Source organism: Leptospira dzoumogneensis (genome assembly GCF_004770895.1).
GTDB classification, from domain to species: domain Bacteria; phylum Spirochaetota; class Leptospiria; order Leptospirales; family Leptospiraceae; genus Leptospira_B; species Leptospira_B dzoumogneensis.
The window spans coordinates 635,086-650,980 of sequence record NZ_RQHS01000019.1; the positions used below are offsets into that span (position 1 = coordinate 635,086).

Genomic DNA, 15,895 nt, shown 5'->3' on the forward strand with positions numbered 1-15,895 from the left:
ATCAATTGGAAAAGATGAAACGTTTACCAAGCAATCTTAAATTGATCGGCGGATACGCCATCTACTTTGTTCTCATTCTAATTTTTTATAAGGCAGCTTTTCTTTGGGTCTATTCCTATAGATTAGAAGGTGCGGAAACCAAGGATGTTTTGTTGGCCATCTTGGTTGGTCTTAGATTCGATATTTCAGTGATCGGGATGATCTTAGGACCGTTCGCTTTTCTATCTTGTCTTCCATATATAAATCGTTTTAAGTTTTTTAATTTTTTCTGGGGATACTTTCCGATCCTGATCAGCGTTTGGATGCTCTCTCATTTGATTGCCGATATAGTCTATTTCGAGAATGCGAACAAACATATAGGTTACGAAGGTTTCGTATTTATCGGAAAGGATATGGGTGTGATCTTAAAGTCCGCCTTTGAACAGAATCCTTTCTTAGCTGTAGTTGCTTCTCTTTTGGTTTTGGTATTTTTACCTTTATCCACTTATCTTTTCTTAAAATTTAATCCATACAAACACGAGCCTGAATCTTGGAAAAGGGACTCCATTCTTTCTTTCGTTGTCTTAGTACTAGTTGTTTTTGCGATCCGAGGAGGAGTTCAGGAAACTCCTTTAAGAGCGAGTAATGCAATTGTTTCAGGACATTCTTTCGTGAATAATATCGCGCTGAATGGCGTATTCACTTCTATCATGGATTTGAAAAGCCAGTCCATTCCGAATTATCTAAAATTAGAAACCAAAGAATCGGTTCGTATCGTTAGGGAAGAGATCTCTTATGATGGCGCGGAATTCATCGGTAAAAAGTACCCTTTATTAAGAAAACAGAAACAAACTAACAACGGAAAACCTCCGAATATAGTTTTGATCCTTCTGGAAAACTGGACCGGAAAATTTATAGATCCGATCAGTGATGGAAAAGTTTTCGGAAAAGAACTCACTCCTAATTTTAATAAACTTTTAAGAAAAGGAAGATTTTATACCAGGTTTTTTGCCTCTGGGGGAAGAACAACGAACGGTATGATGTCCATCCTGACCGGGTTGCCGGATCGTCCAGGGTTGACAGTAGTTAGAACTCACCAAGTGCTTGGGAATTTTTCCGGAATCGGAAATATTTTCAAAGGTTTAGGATACGATACATTCTTCGTAACCGGTGGAGATTTAAGTTTTGATAATAAAGCTACTTTAATGCCTCATTGGGGATTCGATTCCGTTCTGGGTGAAAAAGAGATCGCTAAGTTGAACAGATTTAAGATCGGAGCCTGGGGTTATGATGATGCGGATGTACTTCAGGTACTGCATGAAAAAATTTCAGAATCCAAAAAACCTTTTTTAGGTGTTTCTCTAACATTATCCACACATTATCCTTATCGTGCTCCGGATCCTAAGTTTAGGATCTTTAAAGAAGATGAGAGAGACTTTGAATATCTAAACGTGTATCATTATGCGGATTGGGCCCTTAAAGATTTTATGGATCGTGCGGAAAAATCCAAATACTTTGATAATACGATCTTTGTATTTGTGGCGGATCATACTCACCACCGATATTTAGATTATTATGAAGACAGGAATATTCCGTTTTTAATATATTCGCCGGGAAAAATTTTACCTGCAATCGATGATAGAGACGCTTCTCAATTGGATGTGATCCCTACTATTTTAAGTCTTGTAGGTAAAGAAGCGTACTTCTCCGCTATGGGAAGAAACTTGCTCGCTCCTAAAAAGACTGAGTCCGCGTATTTTGCTTATGGAAATCTGATCGGTTGGATAGAGTCGGATCTATTTTATATCCATTTCGTGGATGGAAATCGTAACTTAAAATATTCCGCAAAAGGTCCTAGAGAAGAAGTGGATCTTTGTGATACTCAACCTAAGATTTGCGACTCTCATTTTAATAAGGCGAGAGCGTTCTTAAATTTGAGCCACGAATTAATGAATCAGAATTTGGTATTTCCAACTAAGGAAGAATTGGAAAGAAAAGAGTATTAATTATTTCTCTTTTTGTTTTTTGTCAGGCTCGGAACTGCTTCCACCGAATAGACCGGTAACTCCGTCCCAAAGATCTCGTACATATTCGCCTATCACGGACCCTGCGACACCACCCGCGTAAGGTCCGCCTAAAGGAATAAGATAGGGCCCCAATAAGGTCATGCCGGTATACACACTTCCAAGCCAGATAGGATCTACATAAGGTATACTTTTTCCGAAAGTTCCCGCATAGATAATCGGGATCTGTAAACCTTTACCGATGTACTTTCCACCTAAACGCAGATGTAATCTCATATCTATCTTTTGGTCAAATCCTACAGTACCTTTTCCATCCACATCCATTCCACTGTTTTCAATTTCCAGTTTCATATTGGGGAAGTACATTTCGTTTCCAGAAATTTTCACGTCGGATCTAAGAGTTTCGAATTTTAACTGCCTTCCATCGACTCCTTTGAATGTGATGATCTTGCCGACCGTATTCAAGACCGGGACCATGAAGTTTGCGTAACCCACCAGTTCTCCGTTTTTGATGGTGATATTCCCGATCCCTTTCATATTTGCAAAAAGTTCGGTCACAGAATCCCTGGAATGGTTTCTGATCTGTGTTTCGAAAGAGAACCAACTAGAAAGTTCACCTTCCATAATTTTTTCGGATACATAAGGAAGAAGGACTTTATCCACCTGAAGTCTGTGCGCATCTCCTTCTACTTCTATCTTAGGTATATCGGGATATATTTTAGCTTTTCCTAATATTTCTCCGTTATAGATATATGCATGGAAATTCGGGATAGAAAGCAGCGGAGATACGTATTTGGCCTCCATGTTGATGTGGGCGAATCTATGTTTGAATGCAAAAATATTATTCAATTCCCCGGTAAAATAGAAGATACCAGGAGGAGAATTCGGATCGAAAAGATCTTCTCTTACTTGGAATAGTTTTCCTAATTTTAAAAGATTATGGTAGTCCCCATAATCCGCTTTGATATCGAACTGGCCTAAACTCCTGTTCTTCCAATTCACACTTCCTTTTGCAGTTGCTTTTGCTACTCCTTCCCAGACGGCTTCTATAAAGGGAAAGGCCACCTTTTTATTGATCAGGTCCAGATCGAAGTCCACATTCAATCTGATATTCCCGAAAGGGAGTCCGCCTTTATATGCAAGATCCTTAATTTGATTTCGGACTTTGAACTTAAAGATGGTGCCTTCTTCCTTTACTACCTCCGTTCTTCCGGAAAGTTTTGTTTTGGAGAAGTCTCCTACCGGGAAAATATTAAATATTTCTCTAAGTAATGAAAGAGAAAGTTCTTCCGTTTTTAGGACTGCGCTAAATTGCAATTTTTCCCAATCGACCGGGAAGTTCTGTAAGCCGCCCGTCATTTCCAAGTCGATAGGCTGATCGTCTATTCTTCCTTGGAATAAAAGATCCACGTCCTTCCCATAAAATGAAACTGAGACCTGGGACTTTTTAAAATATACTACGTATTTTTTATCGTGATTCTGTTCGTTATATACTAATGTGAAATTATCTATTTCAATATTCTTTAAACTGACTGCAAAGAAGTCCTCGGTAGAAAATCCGATCCTAGAATTTACATCATCCAGAAGTTCTTTTACGTTACTCTTCTGTTCCGTCTCCTTCTTCTTTCCGTTCAAATATTCTACTATATCGAAAGATCCGTCCTTCCTTCTTTCTAAATGAAGAGCTCCTCCATTGATGGAAATGTCTCGGATCTCTATCATTCTTTTGATTAAACCGAACCAAGAAATATCGATATCTACTTTATCGCTGACAGCGATAAGAACGTTATCTTTTCGGATCTCAATTTGATTCAATTCGATCCCGGGAAAAGGGAGAAGATACAGATCCGAATCTGCTACTTTGATGTCCAGGTCGGTGGAACTTCGGAGACGATCTAGTATGAATTCTTTATATACGTCTTTCTTTTGAACGAAGGGAATATAAACGATCAGTACGAATAATAATACAAAAAATCCGAAAGCGGAGATATAACGGATCTTATTCTCTTCTAAATACCGATTGAGTACATCCCAGGAGCGCATCTTATTTTCCGTCCGGAAAATGACAATAGGACTTATGACCTTCGCCTAGATCTTTCCATTCCGGAGTTTTTTCGGAGCAGATCTCTTTTGCAATAGGACAACGAGTATGGAAGTGACAACCTTTCGGTTTTTTTAATATACTTGGCACTTCTCCCTGCAGAGGGGTCTTTCGGATCTTTCGATTTTCTACTTCGAATATAGCTCCGAATAAAGCCTTTGTATATGGATGAGAAGGTTTTTCTGCAATTTGTGACTTGGTTCCTATCTCTACGATCTTTCCCAGATACATAACTGCTATCTTATCGGAGATAGATTTTACGATCCCTAGATCATGAGAAATGAACAAATAAGAAAGTCCAAAATCAGCTTTTAGTTTTTGTAATAGAAGAAGTACCTGAGCCTGATTGGAAACGTCTAAGGCGGAGACAGCTTCATCAAAAAGTATAAATTCAGGCTTTAGGATAAGCGCTCTTGCGATCGCTATCCTCTGTCTTTGTCCTCCTGAAAACTCATGTGGATATCTGTTCAGTATTTCCGGAGACAGCCCAACTTTTTCCAGAATATCGGAAGCTTCTTTCTCTGCTTGCTCATCCGTATAATTTTCGTGGATAAACAGCCCTTCCGTTAAAATATCTTTAATATTTCTTCTTGGATTTAAGGAAGAATAAGGATCTTGGAATACGATCTGTATCTGCTTTCTAAGAGGTAAAAATTCTTTCTCTTTTAGATCTAAGATCTCTTTTCCCTTGAAAAATATGGAACCTGAATCCGATTTTAGGAGTCTGAGTATCGCTCTGCCCAATGTGGATTTTCCGCAGCCGGATTCTCCTACTAGGCTGAATGTTTCTCCTTCTTCCATTTCTAGGTTTACATTTTCTACGGCTTTGATGACTGATTTTCTGCCGCCGAAAAAACCTTCTTTTCCGTAACTTACGTTCAGATCTTTGATCTCTAAAAGTTTCATCCTGCAAGCTCCTTCTTCTCATTTAAGAAGCATGCGGAAAAATGCCCGGATCCATTCGTATTTTTTAATATAGGTTTCACTGTGTTGCAATGAGAGAATACGAAATCGCATCTGTCCGAATAATGGCAGCCTTTAGGATAATTTCCCGGAGAAGGTAATCTTCCTTCTATCGGTTTAAAAACGCCGGTCTGAGAAAAATGAGAAGGTAGAGAATCCAAAAGATCTTTTGTATAAGGATGATTCGGCTCATCCAAAACTTGGTCGACTGTCCCTAGTTCGGCAATTCGTCCTGCATATAATACGCATATGCGGTCCGCGATATGACTGACCAAACCGAAATCATGGGAGATGAATAATACGGATAAGTTCATCTTTTCTTTGAGCCTTAGTAGGAGTTCCACCAATTGAGCCTGGACAGTAACATCCAAAGCGGAAGTAGGCTCATCCGCGATCAGAAGTTCAGGATCGCACATCAATGCCATCCCGATCCCGACTCTTTGTAAGATCCCGCCGCTCAACTGATGAGGATAACAATTCATCCTTAACTTTATGTCGGTAATTCCTACCGCTCCAAGAAGATATTCGGCTTTATCTTCCGCTTCTTTACGGGTTCCGAGTCCATGTTCTAAAAATCCTTCCGTCATTTGGTCTTTAATTTTGCTTAAAGGATTTAAAGCGGAGAAGGGTTCCTGGAATACGTATGAGATTTTTTTTCCTCGGATCTTTCTTAAAGTTTCGGAGTCGGTTTGGAGAAGGTCCGTTCCATCGAATAATACCTTTCCATCCGAATATCTGAAAGATTCATGAGGAAGTAATTTTGTGATAGCAGCGGAGCATACCGATTTTCCGCAACCTGATTCGCCTACGAGCGCGAGAACTTCTCCTTTGCGGATCTCGAAATTAATATCTTCTAATAATGGCACGAACTTTCCTTCTTTAGAAAGTTCTAAATTTAAGTTAGATACTTGGAGAATAGCTTCCGAATTCATTCGTACGTTACCTTCTCCTTAGAATCAAAAGAATCACGTATCCCTTCTCCTATAAAAGAAGAAAGAAGAATGGTCGCCGCTAAAGACAAAGAAGGAAATGCGATCAACCACCAAGCTCTAAGATTATCTCTTCCTTGGCTGATCATTTCTCCCCAAGAAGGATTTGGTGCAGGAATTCCGTAACCTAAAAAGTCCAGAGCGCTTAATATGGAAATAGAACTAATAAGTGCAAAAGGTAAGAAGGTCACAAGAGGTGTGATCGCATTCGGTAGAATATGATTTTTCATAATGCTCCAAGAGCTGGCGCCTAACGCTTTTGCCGCATCCACATAAGTGAGTGCCTTGGATCTATAAAATTCTCCCCTCATATACATGCTGATCCCTATCCAGCTCAATGCGGAGTAAGTGATCCCTAAAACTATAAATCCTCTTCCGAAAAAAGAACCCATGATGAGAATTAAGTATAAGAAAGGAATAGCGGATAAAATTTCTATGATCCTTTGCAGGATTATATCCGTTCTTTTTCCGTAATATCCTTGGATACCGCCTACGATCGTTCCAAAGATAAATTCTATAATTACTAAGATGAGCCCGAAACTCATCGAGTTCCTATATGCATAGAAGATACGAGTGAATACATCTCTCCCTCTATCATCCGTTCCTAACCAATGTTTTAGGCTGGGAGAAGAAGGAGGATTTTCGTCATCATCGATCGTTTCTAAATTGTCCTCATTGTATCCGTACGGAACCGGAGGAAATAAGATCCAGTTATCATCGTCTTCTTCGAAATCTTCCCTTAATTTTAGTTTTTTATAATTTATGGGGGAATATTCGGATCCACCGAAATCTTTGTCCGTATAACGGAAGAAGATAGGGAACTTCCAAGAGTCGTCGTAAGAAACGATCCAAGGCTGGTTATTCGCAAGTATAGGTGCAAATAAAGAAATAATATAAGAAGTCCCTAAAATCCAAAGAGAGATCCAAGCTTTTGTATTGGATCTGAATTTTTCGAATCTTCTTTTGGCTAAAGAGTTCATGCTTCGAAATTGATCCTAGGGTCAATGATAACATAACATAGATCCGAAAGAATATTTCCGATCAGTGAAAGAAAACTTTGGATCAAGAGTAGTCCCATCATCAGATTGGTATCTCTTTCGGTAACCGCTTGGAAACCGAGTAGGCCGATCCCATCAATACTGAATACTAATTCGATAATCAAAGAACCAGCTAATACCAAACTTAGATTAGAACCGAAACCTGTAGCGATCGGGATTAGGCTGTTCCTAAATGCGTGTTTGTAAATCGCATCCTTAAAAGATAAACCTTTGGAGATCGCAGTCCTCACATACTCTTTAGAGATCTGGTCTAATAGGGAGTTTTTCATTAAAAGAGTGAGCATTGCAAAAGATCCGGAAACATAACAAAGCACAGGTAAGAACATATGCTCCGCTCTATCTATGATCTTTTCGAAAAAGTCCAGATCATCGTAATTATCTGAATATTCGTGGCCTAGAGGAAATACGGAAAACACTTCTCCGGAAGAGAACAAATATAATAGCAGCATAGAAAGTGCGAATACTGGGATTGAATACGCGATCAGAATGATGATACTTGTTCCACTATCGAATGCTTGTCCGCTTTGGATCGCTTTACGAATTCCTAATGGAATACAGATCAAATAAGAAAGTAAAAATCCGGAAAGACCGAACGTGAGAGAGACCGGAATCTTTTCAAAGATGAGTTCGTTCACTGGCCGGGAATGTAATCTGGATTCTCCCAGATCCAAACTTGCCACATCCCAAAGCCAATACAGATAAGCGACCGGAAGAGGTTTGTCCAAACGAAGTTTTTGTTTTAAGATCTCGATCTCTTCGTTATTGATCAAAGAAGATCTGGCTCCATCCTCGTTGCCATATCCTCTTAACTTTGCGATCTCTCTTTCCAAGGGCCCGCCTGGAGCCAGGTGGGATAAAATAAATACCAGGAAAGTGATTCCGAGGATTGTGGGAACGATCAGAAGGATCCTTTTTAAAAAATAATTTCTCATTCCGATTAAAGTCCGTTATAAATCGCGATCCGCTTCGGACATCGAACAACTTTCCATACCGTTTGCCTGGGATAAAGGTTTTTTCTCCGGCCTAAATCAGCAATTAACGGAAAGGTTTTAGTTCCAGGTAACCTTTTCCTTTTACGGATTTTCCTTCGATATCTCCGCCGACTTTAATTGCACCTTCCCAATAAATTAGTCCGGTGCTGGATCTCGCGTCGAACTCCTGCTCCTCGAATTTGGGCGAGATATTCAAATTAAATCGTTCGGAAATTAATTTCCATCGTAATTTATAGGAATTTCCTGTTTGGTCGCTTTTCCAGGTCTTATCTTCCGGAACAAATTTCAGATCATTCTCGTTCTCTAAAGAGATTACTTTTCCATCAGGAGAACGATACGTCCCGAAAGTTTCCACATCTCCAGATCTGTTCTTAAAATTGAATGCCATGATATCGGAACCGTCTTCCATTTGGATACAGATCCAGTCCCAGGAAATATCCTTGGAGGAAAGATCGAATGTAGCCTCGGTTCCTTCCGGACTGCTCCATTCATGGTCCATCCAACTTGTGCCGGATTTGACATGATATTCTTTCCCTTCTAGATAAAGAGAGCCTTTAGTTTCCAAACGAGGAATACTATAATAATAGGAGAAAAATTTAGGATTCTTTCTGCTCTTGAATGATTTTCCGTTTTTACCGTGAGTAAGAATATTTTTCGGTTTGGTACTTAATTCCAATTCTAAACCGAATCCTGAGTCCGTTCTTGGAAAAGCGGAGATCCTAAAGTCTGCGGGGCCGGTAACTTCCATACGATAGTCCCCACTCCATAGGTTGCTCTTGTCTTGGCCGGCGACTCCGCCTAATTCTCTTTCGATGGTTTGAGAGATCTTATGCTTTTCCTCTTCCAGATCGGAGATCGCAAAGTGAACAGGATACAATGCCACTTTCGGTCCGAGATAAGCTCGGAAGAAGCTTAATTCATATCCTAATTCTTTACCTTCTTCCGTATCCAAGATACCGATGAAATAACACCATTCTACTCTATATCCTTTATGGAAAAAATGGTCCTGGGGAAATTTAAAACTTTTGCCTTGGGTTTCTTTTAGATCGGTTTTAGGAGCAGCGAATCCGTTTCCGCTCGAAATTAAGAACATAGATGAGAACAGAACTAAAACTAGGATCCCGGGAGTTCTATTTGGTCTTACGACTCTATTTTTTAAAAATTGGAAGGGCATATATCGTCCTTTTTATTCTGTCGGACAAAGTCCTGAGAAATTAGACCCGACCATGGTTTCTTTTTCTTTTTAAGTATTCAATCGATTCGTTTTTTTTATTTTTAGATTTGGAGAAGGTCCTAAAATTTGAGAATCAGTCGTGTGACCCTGGATCTTTTCTAAACACTGGATTGATTTTATGGCGAATCCTAAACCCAGAAGCGAAAGACAAAAAGTCAAAAAATTCCTACAATATGTATTCGCAAGAATGTTGGTAGGCACACTTTCTATTTTCCCTTATGTTCTAAGGGGAAAGATCCTATTTTATATTATTCGATTCCTGGCCAAAACGACAGGTGCCACTAAAAAAAGGATCGAAAGACATATACGAACTGCATTCCCTCAAATATCTGAATCTAAGATACAAGAGTACATTTTTCATAACCTCAGAAATCTTTCTCATATGGCTAATGAGTTCTGCGAAGAGCCTAGGATGGACCAAAAGTTCATAGATAAATGGGTGACCTTCTTACCGGATAAAGAAACTCATACTCGTTTATTTGAGAAGGGTGGGATCTTGGTTTTAGGCCATTTGGGAAACTGGGAAACTATGGGAGTTTCTATCTGTTATACCGCTCCTAAAAATGATCTATACGTATTCGCAAAAAGACAATCCAATCCTTGGTCCAATGCCTGGATCGAAAAGAACAGAGCCTCTCAAAGAATTAAATTAGTTTACACTGATGAAAGTCCTAGAAAGGCGCTGACCTTATTGAAACAAGGAAAGTTAGTCGCATTTATATCCGACCAGGACGCAGGCAAGACCGGGTCCTTCTTCCCTTTTTTAGGAAATATGGCTTCTACATTCTTAGGGCCCGCAACATTCTCCAGAATGACAGACGTTCCTATCTTGTTCTGCAGCAGTTGGTACGATAAAACCGGAAAATTATATTTTCATGTAGAAGAATTCGAAAAACCGGATCTGGATCCTAGAAAGGACCCGGAACTATGGGAGAGAGAATTCACTTACAAATGGGTAAAACGTTTAGAAGAAGAAGTCTATAAACATCCAGGCGATTATTTCTGGCTGCATAGACGCTGGCATACTAAACCTGAAAACAAAGAAGAGCTAGATAAATTCTGGAAAGAATTTAAATCTTCTTCCGAGAAATCTAATGTTTGATCAGAATGCTGCCGGTTTTATAGAGTTTCTTTTTAGTTCAGCAGTTTCCAGATTTTTTTCAGATACCTGGTAAGGCAAACCTTGGGATGTGAATAATTCCACACAAACCCCGCAATCTTTTACTACTTCTCTAAAATGGATCTTATTTTCTTCACTTGCTTCCGCCCAAAGATCTTTTAACTCTTTCGGATCTTTAGAAAGATCGAATAGGCGTTCTTTGGAAGGATTAGAGTTCATATTCATTATATAATGATAATTACCCTTAATATAACTGATCCCTACTTTATACAAAGAGATCTCATTATTATTAGTAATGATGATCCTACGATCTCCGTAAATATCTCTGAGCAAGGATTTACCTTCCAGATTTGTAGAATATTTTTTGATCGAAGGGTTGTTTTCTAAATTTAAAATATCTATAAACGTAGGAATTAGATCCGTATTTGCAACGGGTTTATCAGTGTTCCTTCTGAGTGCTTGCAGGTTCACGGATTCTTTAAGAGAATTCGGAATGTATACCAACATAGGGATGGCGACAGTTTCCACATAGTTACTGTCTATATGTCCCAGGTAATCATGTTCGAAAAGAGATTCTCCGTGATCAGAGGTGAAGATCACTACGGTATTCTCTAAGAAACCCTCTTTTTTCAGATAAGTGTAAACTTCTTCCAAAAGGGAATCCATATGGCGAACAGAGTTATCATATTGGTCCGGAACGGAATCAACTGCAAAGAACTTGGACTCTTCAGGGACTATGTATGGGAAATGATTCGTATTGAAGTGTAAAACTCCTGCGAATCTTTTGCCGGAGGACTTAAATCCAGTAAGATACCTTTTGAATTCTTTTACGGTTTCCCTATCATCGATACCTATATCATTGAATACTTTTAGACCGCTTTTTTCTTTATCCCAAAGGAAATCGATCCCTGAGTTTTTGAAAAATCCTTCGAAGTTATTCCACTGCAAATTATGGCTAGTGATATAGAATGTAGAAAGTCCTGCAGATTTTCCATACTCCCAGAATAACGGATACGTATGAGTCATCGGAACAGGTTGAGAAGGAGAAACTCCAGTCAATATACTAGGAAAAGAAAGGAGAGTGGAACTTGAATTTGAATATGCCCTTTTGAATAAGAAGTACTGGCTGCGGTCCGCAGTTTGAGCGAACTTAGACATGAAAGGAGTTGTGTTCCTTTCGTAACCGTAAACTCCTAAACTTCCTTTTCTCAAACTTTCCGTTACTACGAATAGAACATTGAACCCGGGATTGGAGCTAATCTGAGGAAGTCTAGGTTTGTTCCTGGATTGTAATCCTGCGGAACCTAAACTATCTCCTGTTAGATGATTGTATAAGTTCCTCCAAACGAATGCGATGGTGTTCGTATCTGAAACATATACTTGGTCATTAAATCTGGTATTATTATGTAAGAACCCGCTGATCGCTAAAAACACGATCACTACTCCGATCCTTACCGGAGTTTGGAATTTGTACTTTAAAGGTTCCTTAATTGTAGTGAACCAAAGAGAAACTCCTAATATACTAAAGGAAAGAAGTCCGAAAACCAAAGAGGATTTAGTAAATCCACCTTCTACGATTGTCCAACTGTTCAAAGGTTCATGAAATATAAAAGAGAATACGAAGAAGTTAGGCATGATCCCGGTATACGCATAGTATCCGTAAGAGCCTAATAATGTTCCTGTGTAAAAAGACAGGATAAGAAAGAATACGATATAGTACGCTATCTTAGATTTTTGCAGATATAATATTCTGAGAAGAATGATCACTGCGGAATATAAAATTACGGAATAGATGAATGAGAGAAAATAAAACATCCACTGTAAGGGTTTGAATGTAGGTAATATTTCATCTCTGACAATGATGTCTGAAATTAGTATTATTGCTGGTAGAACCCAAACGGAATAACGGGAGAATGTCTCTAGTATAATTTTTTTATTTATAGTTCCCATCTTTATCCAAAATTCCTAAGGATATGTAATTCGTCAATTACACCAAATATATGATACCTTCTCAACGACTAAAAAGAAAGTTATAAAAAATGAATATTAGACCGATGTTCAGTCGTGATCAAGATTGATCCTAATTTATTCTTCTAAGTTTAAATTGAACAAATCCTATAAAAAAATAAACGATCCTGTCTGAATCGAATACGAGGAGTTAGACGTGATTAGAAAATGGATCGTTACGTTTTTTGAAAGAGTATACAATATTCGATTATAAGTTTTGGAGATTATTTGAAATAAATTATTTTATCCTACGATTCGAAACAAATTGGGTTCGTTACGCTTACTCACAATTTTCGCGACATAAATGAAAGTTACATTAAATGAAATTTGAAATAGGCAGTAAATTCGGCAGAGAACTAAGATTCTCGAAGTAAATCGGAGATTTTCTATATTCTATAAAAATTCTCTATTCTGTACCGACTCCGGTGGGAACCTTGTAATATAGCATCAACTATACTTTACAAATAGTCCAATATATAAAACTTTGGTACATTATATTGGTCACCCTCAATTTGGGTCAGTCCAATAGTAAAAGGTTCGATTTCGATGAGTCCATCCGATCTGGAAGCAAAATTAAAAGGCCTGAGCTTAGAAGATTCTTTGGCGAAAATCTCCCAGGATTTTCCGGGACAAGCAGTCTTCTCCACTAGCTTCGGTTTGGAAGATCAGGTAATCACTCACGCAATCTATTCCCAAAATTTGGACATCCGTATCTTTACATTGGATACCGGAAGATTATTCACCGAAACTTACGAACTTCATAAGCGAACGAATGGAATGTATGGTAAACGTATCCAAACATTCTTCCCGGATGCACAAGCTGTAGAAGATCTAATCAATGAGAAGGGACCCGATTCCTTCTACGATTCTATAGAAAATAGAAAAGAATGTTGTCATATTCGCAAAGTTGTCCCTTTGAACAGAGCTTTAGAGGGAGCAAAAATTTGGATCACCGGAATTCGTAACGATCAATCCGGTTCCAGAGAAAATTTAACCAAAGTGGAGTTGGATACAGGAAGGGATATTTTGAAATTCCATCCTATTCTGGATTGGTCTTGGGAGAAGGTGCAACAGTACGTCCAAGACAAAAATATTCCATACAATCCTCTTCATGATAAGGGATATCCCAGTATCGGATGCGCTCCATGTACGAGGGCGGTTATGGCGGGCGAAGATTTTAGGGCCGGCCGTTGGTGGTGGGAGAATGAATCCACGAAAGAATGCGGACTGCATTGGGTGGACGGAAAACTGGTAAGAAAAAAAGGATCAGAAGTATGACGACTAGAACTCGATTGTCGCATCTCCAACAACTAGAGGCGGAATCCATTTATATACTTAGGGAAGTTGCCGCCCAATTTGAAAGGCCTGCGCTTTTATTTTCAGGGGGGAAGGACTCGATCACTTTGGTCCATCTTGCACTGAAAGCATTCCGTCCGGGAAAGTTCCCGTTTCCTTTGGTACATATCGATACAGGTCATAACTTTCCGGAAGCATTACAATTTCGTGATGATCTTGCGAATCGTATCGGAGAAAAACTGATCGTTAGATACGTTCAGGATTCCATAGACCAAGGAAAAGCTGTGGAAGAAAAAGGAAAATTCCCAAGCAGGAACGCAATCCAAACGGTTACGTTATTAGATACTATCGAAGAATTCAAATTTGATGCTTGTATCGGCGGAGCCAGAAGGGACGAAGAAAAAGCCCGCGCTAAAGAAAGAGTATTCTCGGTGCGCGACGAGTTTGGAAGCTGGGACCCTAAATTGCAAAGACCGGAACTTTGGAATATTTATAACGGAAAGATCCATGTGGGAGAGAACGTAAGAGTTTTCCCGATCAGTAACTGGACCGAGCTGGATGTTTGGGAATATATCAAGTCCGAGAATATCCCGCTTCCTTCATTATATTTTTCTCATAGAAGGCAGATTGTCTGGAGAGAGAATGTAGTATTCCCCGTTTCCGAATTTGTGACCTTGGATTCTTCCGATAAGGTAGAAGAAAAAACGGTCCGCTTTAGAACAGTGGGGGACATGACTTGCACTGCGGCAGTGGAATCCGAAGCAAATTCCTTAGATGATATTATTCGTGAGATCCAAACTTCCAGAACTACTGAAAGAGGATCCAGATTGGACGATAAACGTTCCGAAGCTGCGATGGAAGAACGTAAAAGAGGCGGTTACTTCTGATGGACTTATTACGTTTTATTACTGCAGGAAGTGTAGACGACGGAAAATCCACTTTGATCGGTCGTCTTTTGTACGATAGCAAATCGGTATTCCAAGACCAATTAGAAGCGATCGAAAAAACGGGTCAAGTGAATGGTCAGATCAATTTAGCTCTTCTAACGGATGGATTAAAAGCGGAGAGAGAGCAAGGGATCACAATTGATGTGGCTTATAAATACTTCTCTACTCCTAAAAGAAAATTCATCATCGCGGATGCTCCTGGGCATATACAGTACACTCGAAACATGGTGACCGGTGCTTCTAACTCCGAATTAGCGATCATTCTGATCGATTCTCGTAAGGGAGTGATCGAACAGACTTATAGACATTCTTATATAGCTTCTTTATTAAAAATCCCTCATGTAGTTATTTGCGTGAATAAGATGGACTTAGTGGATTTTTCCAAAGAACGTTTCGAAGAGATCGTGGAAGATTATAAAAACTTCGCCTCCGATCTGGATTTTAAAGGTTTGGAGTTCATACCGATTTCCGCCCTGAATGGGGATAATGTTGTGGATACTTCTCCGAACATGACATGGTGGAAAGGTAAAACTCTTCTGGGTTATTTGGAAGATCTAGAGATCGAAGTGGATGAAACAAAACACGAGCCTAGATTCCCGGTTCAATATGTGATCCGTCCTCAGACGGAAGAGCACCATGATTACAGGGGATATGCCGGTCAGGTCAGAAGCGGCGTTTTCAAAAAGGGAGACGATATTGCAGTTCTTCCCAGCGGATTACGCTCTAAGATCAAATCGATCAATACTTATGAAAGCGAAGTAGAAGAAGCTTTCGCTCCAATGTCTGTTACTATTCTTCTGGAAGACGAAATTGATATTAGCCGCGGTGACATGCTCGTGGTAGACAAACACCAGCCTACCGTCTCTCAGGATCTGGAAGCTGAGGTTTGTTGGATGGATGCCAAGTCTTTGGTCCCGGGAAATAAATATCTTTTAAGACAAACCACTGGTTCCGTAAAATCCGCAGTTAAGGAAATTTCCTTTAGGATAGATATCCAAACCCACGAAAAATTAGAATCTTCCCAGCTTGCTTTGAATGAGATCGGAAGGATCAAGATCAGAACTGCGAAACCTATTGCGTTCGATAGTTATTCCGAAAATCGCGGAACAGGAAGTTTCGTTTTGGTGGACGAGGGTACCAATAATACTGTGGGCGCCGGAATGATCGTAGGAGCCTACTGATCTA

General features: G+C 39.5%; 12 protein-coding genes. 5 read left to right on the plus strand and 7 right to left on the minus strand.

The genetic code is table 11. The annotated features are described in order from the left end of the window. Window positions 1–14: 14 nt before the first annotated feature. Entirely contained in the window at window positions 15–1,985 is a 1,971-nt protein-coding gene (locus EHR06_RS16565; protein ID WP_135757999.1) for an LTA synthase family protein, read from the plus strand. Here the strand turns inward: EHR06_RS16565 and EHR06_RS16570 are convergent, their stop codons facing one another. The 6 genes from EHR06_RS16570 to EHR06_RS16595 form a co-directional block, all read right to left on the minus strand. Continuing rightward, a complete protein-coding gene (locus EHR06_RS16570; protein WP_135758000.1) occupies window positions 1,986–4,046 on the minus strand; it encodes an AsmA family protein in 2,061 nt (686 codons plus the stop codon). Between the two features lies 1 nt (window position 4,047). Then, a complete protein-coding gene (locus EHR06_RS16575; RefSeq protein ID WP_135758001.1) occupies window positions 4,048–5,010 on the minus strand; it encodes an ABC transporter ATP-binding protein in 963 nt (320 codons plus the stop codon). Then, window positions 5,007–5,999 (minus strand): ABC transporter ATP-binding protein, encoded by a 993-nt coding sequence (locus tag EHR06_RS16580; RefSeq protein ID WP_135758002.1) that lies wholly within the window; start codon window positions 5,997–5,999, stop codon window positions 5,007–5,009. The genes EHR06_RS16575 and EHR06_RS16580 overlap by 4 nt, the downstream gene beginning before the upstream one ends. Next, on the minus strand, window positions 5,996–7,036 hold the full coding sequence (locus EHR06_RS16585; RefSeq protein WP_135758003.1) for an ABC transporter permease subunit: 1,041 nt from the start codon (window positions 7,034–7,036) through the stop codon (window positions 5,996–5,998). Before EHR06_RS16585 ends, EHR06_RS16580 begins: the two co-directional genes overlap by 4 nt. Further along, complete coding sequence (locus EHR06_RS16590) at window positions 7,033–8,046, minus strand: ABC transporter permease subunit (RefSeq protein WP_135758004.1); 1,014 nt, start codon at window positions 8,044–8,046, stop codon at window positions 7,033–7,035. The genes EHR06_RS16585 and EHR06_RS16590 overlap by 4 nt, the downstream gene beginning before the upstream one ends. A gap of 103 nt (window positions 8,047–8,149) precedes the next feature. Next, window positions 8,150–9,280 (minus strand): lipocalin-like domain-containing protein, encoded by a 1,131-nt coding sequence (locus EHR06_RS16595; RefSeq protein ID WP_135758005.1) that lies wholly within the window; start codon window positions 9,278–9,280, stop codon window positions 8,150–8,152. A gap of 178 nt (window positions 9,281–9,458) precedes the next feature. Here EHR06_RS16595 and EHR06_RS16600 point away from each other — a divergent pair, with 178 nt between their 5' ends. Beyond that, window positions 9,459–10,442, plus strand: coding sequence for a lysophospholipid acyltransferase family protein (locus EHR06_RS16600; protein WP_135758006.1), 984 nt, complete (start codon window positions 9,459–9,461; stop codon window positions 10,440–10,442). Here EHR06_RS16600 and EHR06_RS16605 read toward each other — a convergent pair whose 3' ends face one another. Further along, window positions 10,443–12,410, minus strand: a complete 1,968-nt coding sequence (locus tag EHR06_RS16605) for a phosphoethanolamine transferase (RefSeq protein ID WP_135758007.1) — start codon at window positions 12,408–12,410, stop codon at window positions 10,443–10,445. Window positions 12,411–13,013: 603 nt separating this feature from the next. On the opposite strand from EHR06_RS16605, the gene EHR06_RS16610 reads away from it, so the two are divergent. From EHR06_RS16610 to EHR06_RS16620, 3 genes are read left to right on the plus strand one after another with little or no spacing between them, the layout of a single operon-like run. Next, the gene (locus EHR06_RS16610) at window positions 13,014–13,745 is read left to right on the plus strand and encodes a phosphoadenylyl-sulfate reductase (protein ID WP_135758008.1); all 732 of its coding nucleotides are present in this window, start codon (window positions 13,014–13,016) and stop codon (window positions 13,743–13,745) included. Next, entirely contained in the window at window positions 13,742–14,650 is a 909-nt protein-coding gene (gene cysD, locus EHR06_RS16615; protein ID WP_100704992.1) for a sulfate adenylyltransferase subunit CysD, read from the plus strand. Before EHR06_RS16610 ends, cysD begins: the two co-directional genes overlap by 4 nt. Further along, window positions 14,650–15,891 carry a sulfate adenylyltransferase subunit 1 gene (locus EHR06_RS16620; RefSeq protein WP_135758009.1) on the plus strand — a complete coding sequence of 414 codons (1,242 nt, stop codon included), beginning with the start codon at window positions 14,650–14,652 and terminating at the stop codon, window positions 15,889–15,891. The genes cysD and EHR06_RS16620 overlap by 1 nt, the downstream gene beginning before the upstream one ends. Window positions 15,892–15,895 lie beyond the last annotated feature (4 nt).

Bases quoted from the DNA above. Each gene is read 5' to 3' on its own strand.
- EHR06_RS16580 (WP_135758002.1), bottom strand. From the start codon at position 5,999: ATGAATTCGGAAGCTATTCTCCAAGTATCTAACTTAAATTTAGAACTT.
- EHR06_RS16575 (WP_135758001.1), bottom strand. From the start codon at position 5,010: ATGAAACTTTTAGAGATCAAAGATCTGAACGTAAGTTACGGAAAAGAA.
- EHR06_RS16585 (WP_135758003.1), bottom strand. From the start codon at position 7,036: ATGAACTCTTTAGCCAAAAGAAGATTCGAAAAATTCAGATCCAATACA.
- EHR06_RS16620 (WP_135758009.1), top strand. From the start codon at position 14,650: ATGGACTTATTACGTTTTATTACTGCAGGAAGTGTAGACGACGGAAAA.
- EHR06_RS16600 (WP_135758006.1), top strand. From the start codon at position 9,459: ATGGCGAATCCTAAACCCAGAAGCGAAAGACAAAAAGTCAAAAAATTC.
- EHR06_RS16605 (WP_135758007.1), bottom strand. From the start codon at position 12,410: ATGGGAACTATAAATAAAAAAATTATACTAGAGACATTCTCCCGTTAT.
- EHR06_RS16590 (WP_135758004.1), bottom strand. From the start codon at position 8,046: ATGAGAAATTATTTTTTAAAAAGGATCCTTCTGATCGTTCCCACAATC.
- EHR06_RS16595 (WP_135758005.1), bottom strand. From the start codon at position 9,280: ATGCCCTTCCAATTTTTAAAAAATAGAGTCGTAAGACCAAATAGAACT.
- EHR06_RS16570 (WP_135758000.1), bottom strand. From the start codon at position 4,046: ATGCGCTCCTGGGATGTACTCAATCGGTATTTAGAAGAGAATAAGATC.
- EHR06_RS16565 (WP_135757999.1), top strand. From the start codon at position 15: ATGAAACGTTTACCAAGCAATCTTAAATTGATCGGCGGATACGCCATC.
- EHR06_RS16610 (WP_135758008.1), top strand. From the start codon at position 13,014: ATGAGTCCATCCGATCTGGAAGCAAAATTAAAAGGCCTGAGCTTAGAA.
- cysD (WP_100704992.1), top strand. From the start codon at position 13,742: ATGACGACTAGAACTCGATTGTCGCATCTCCAACAACTAGAGGCGGAA.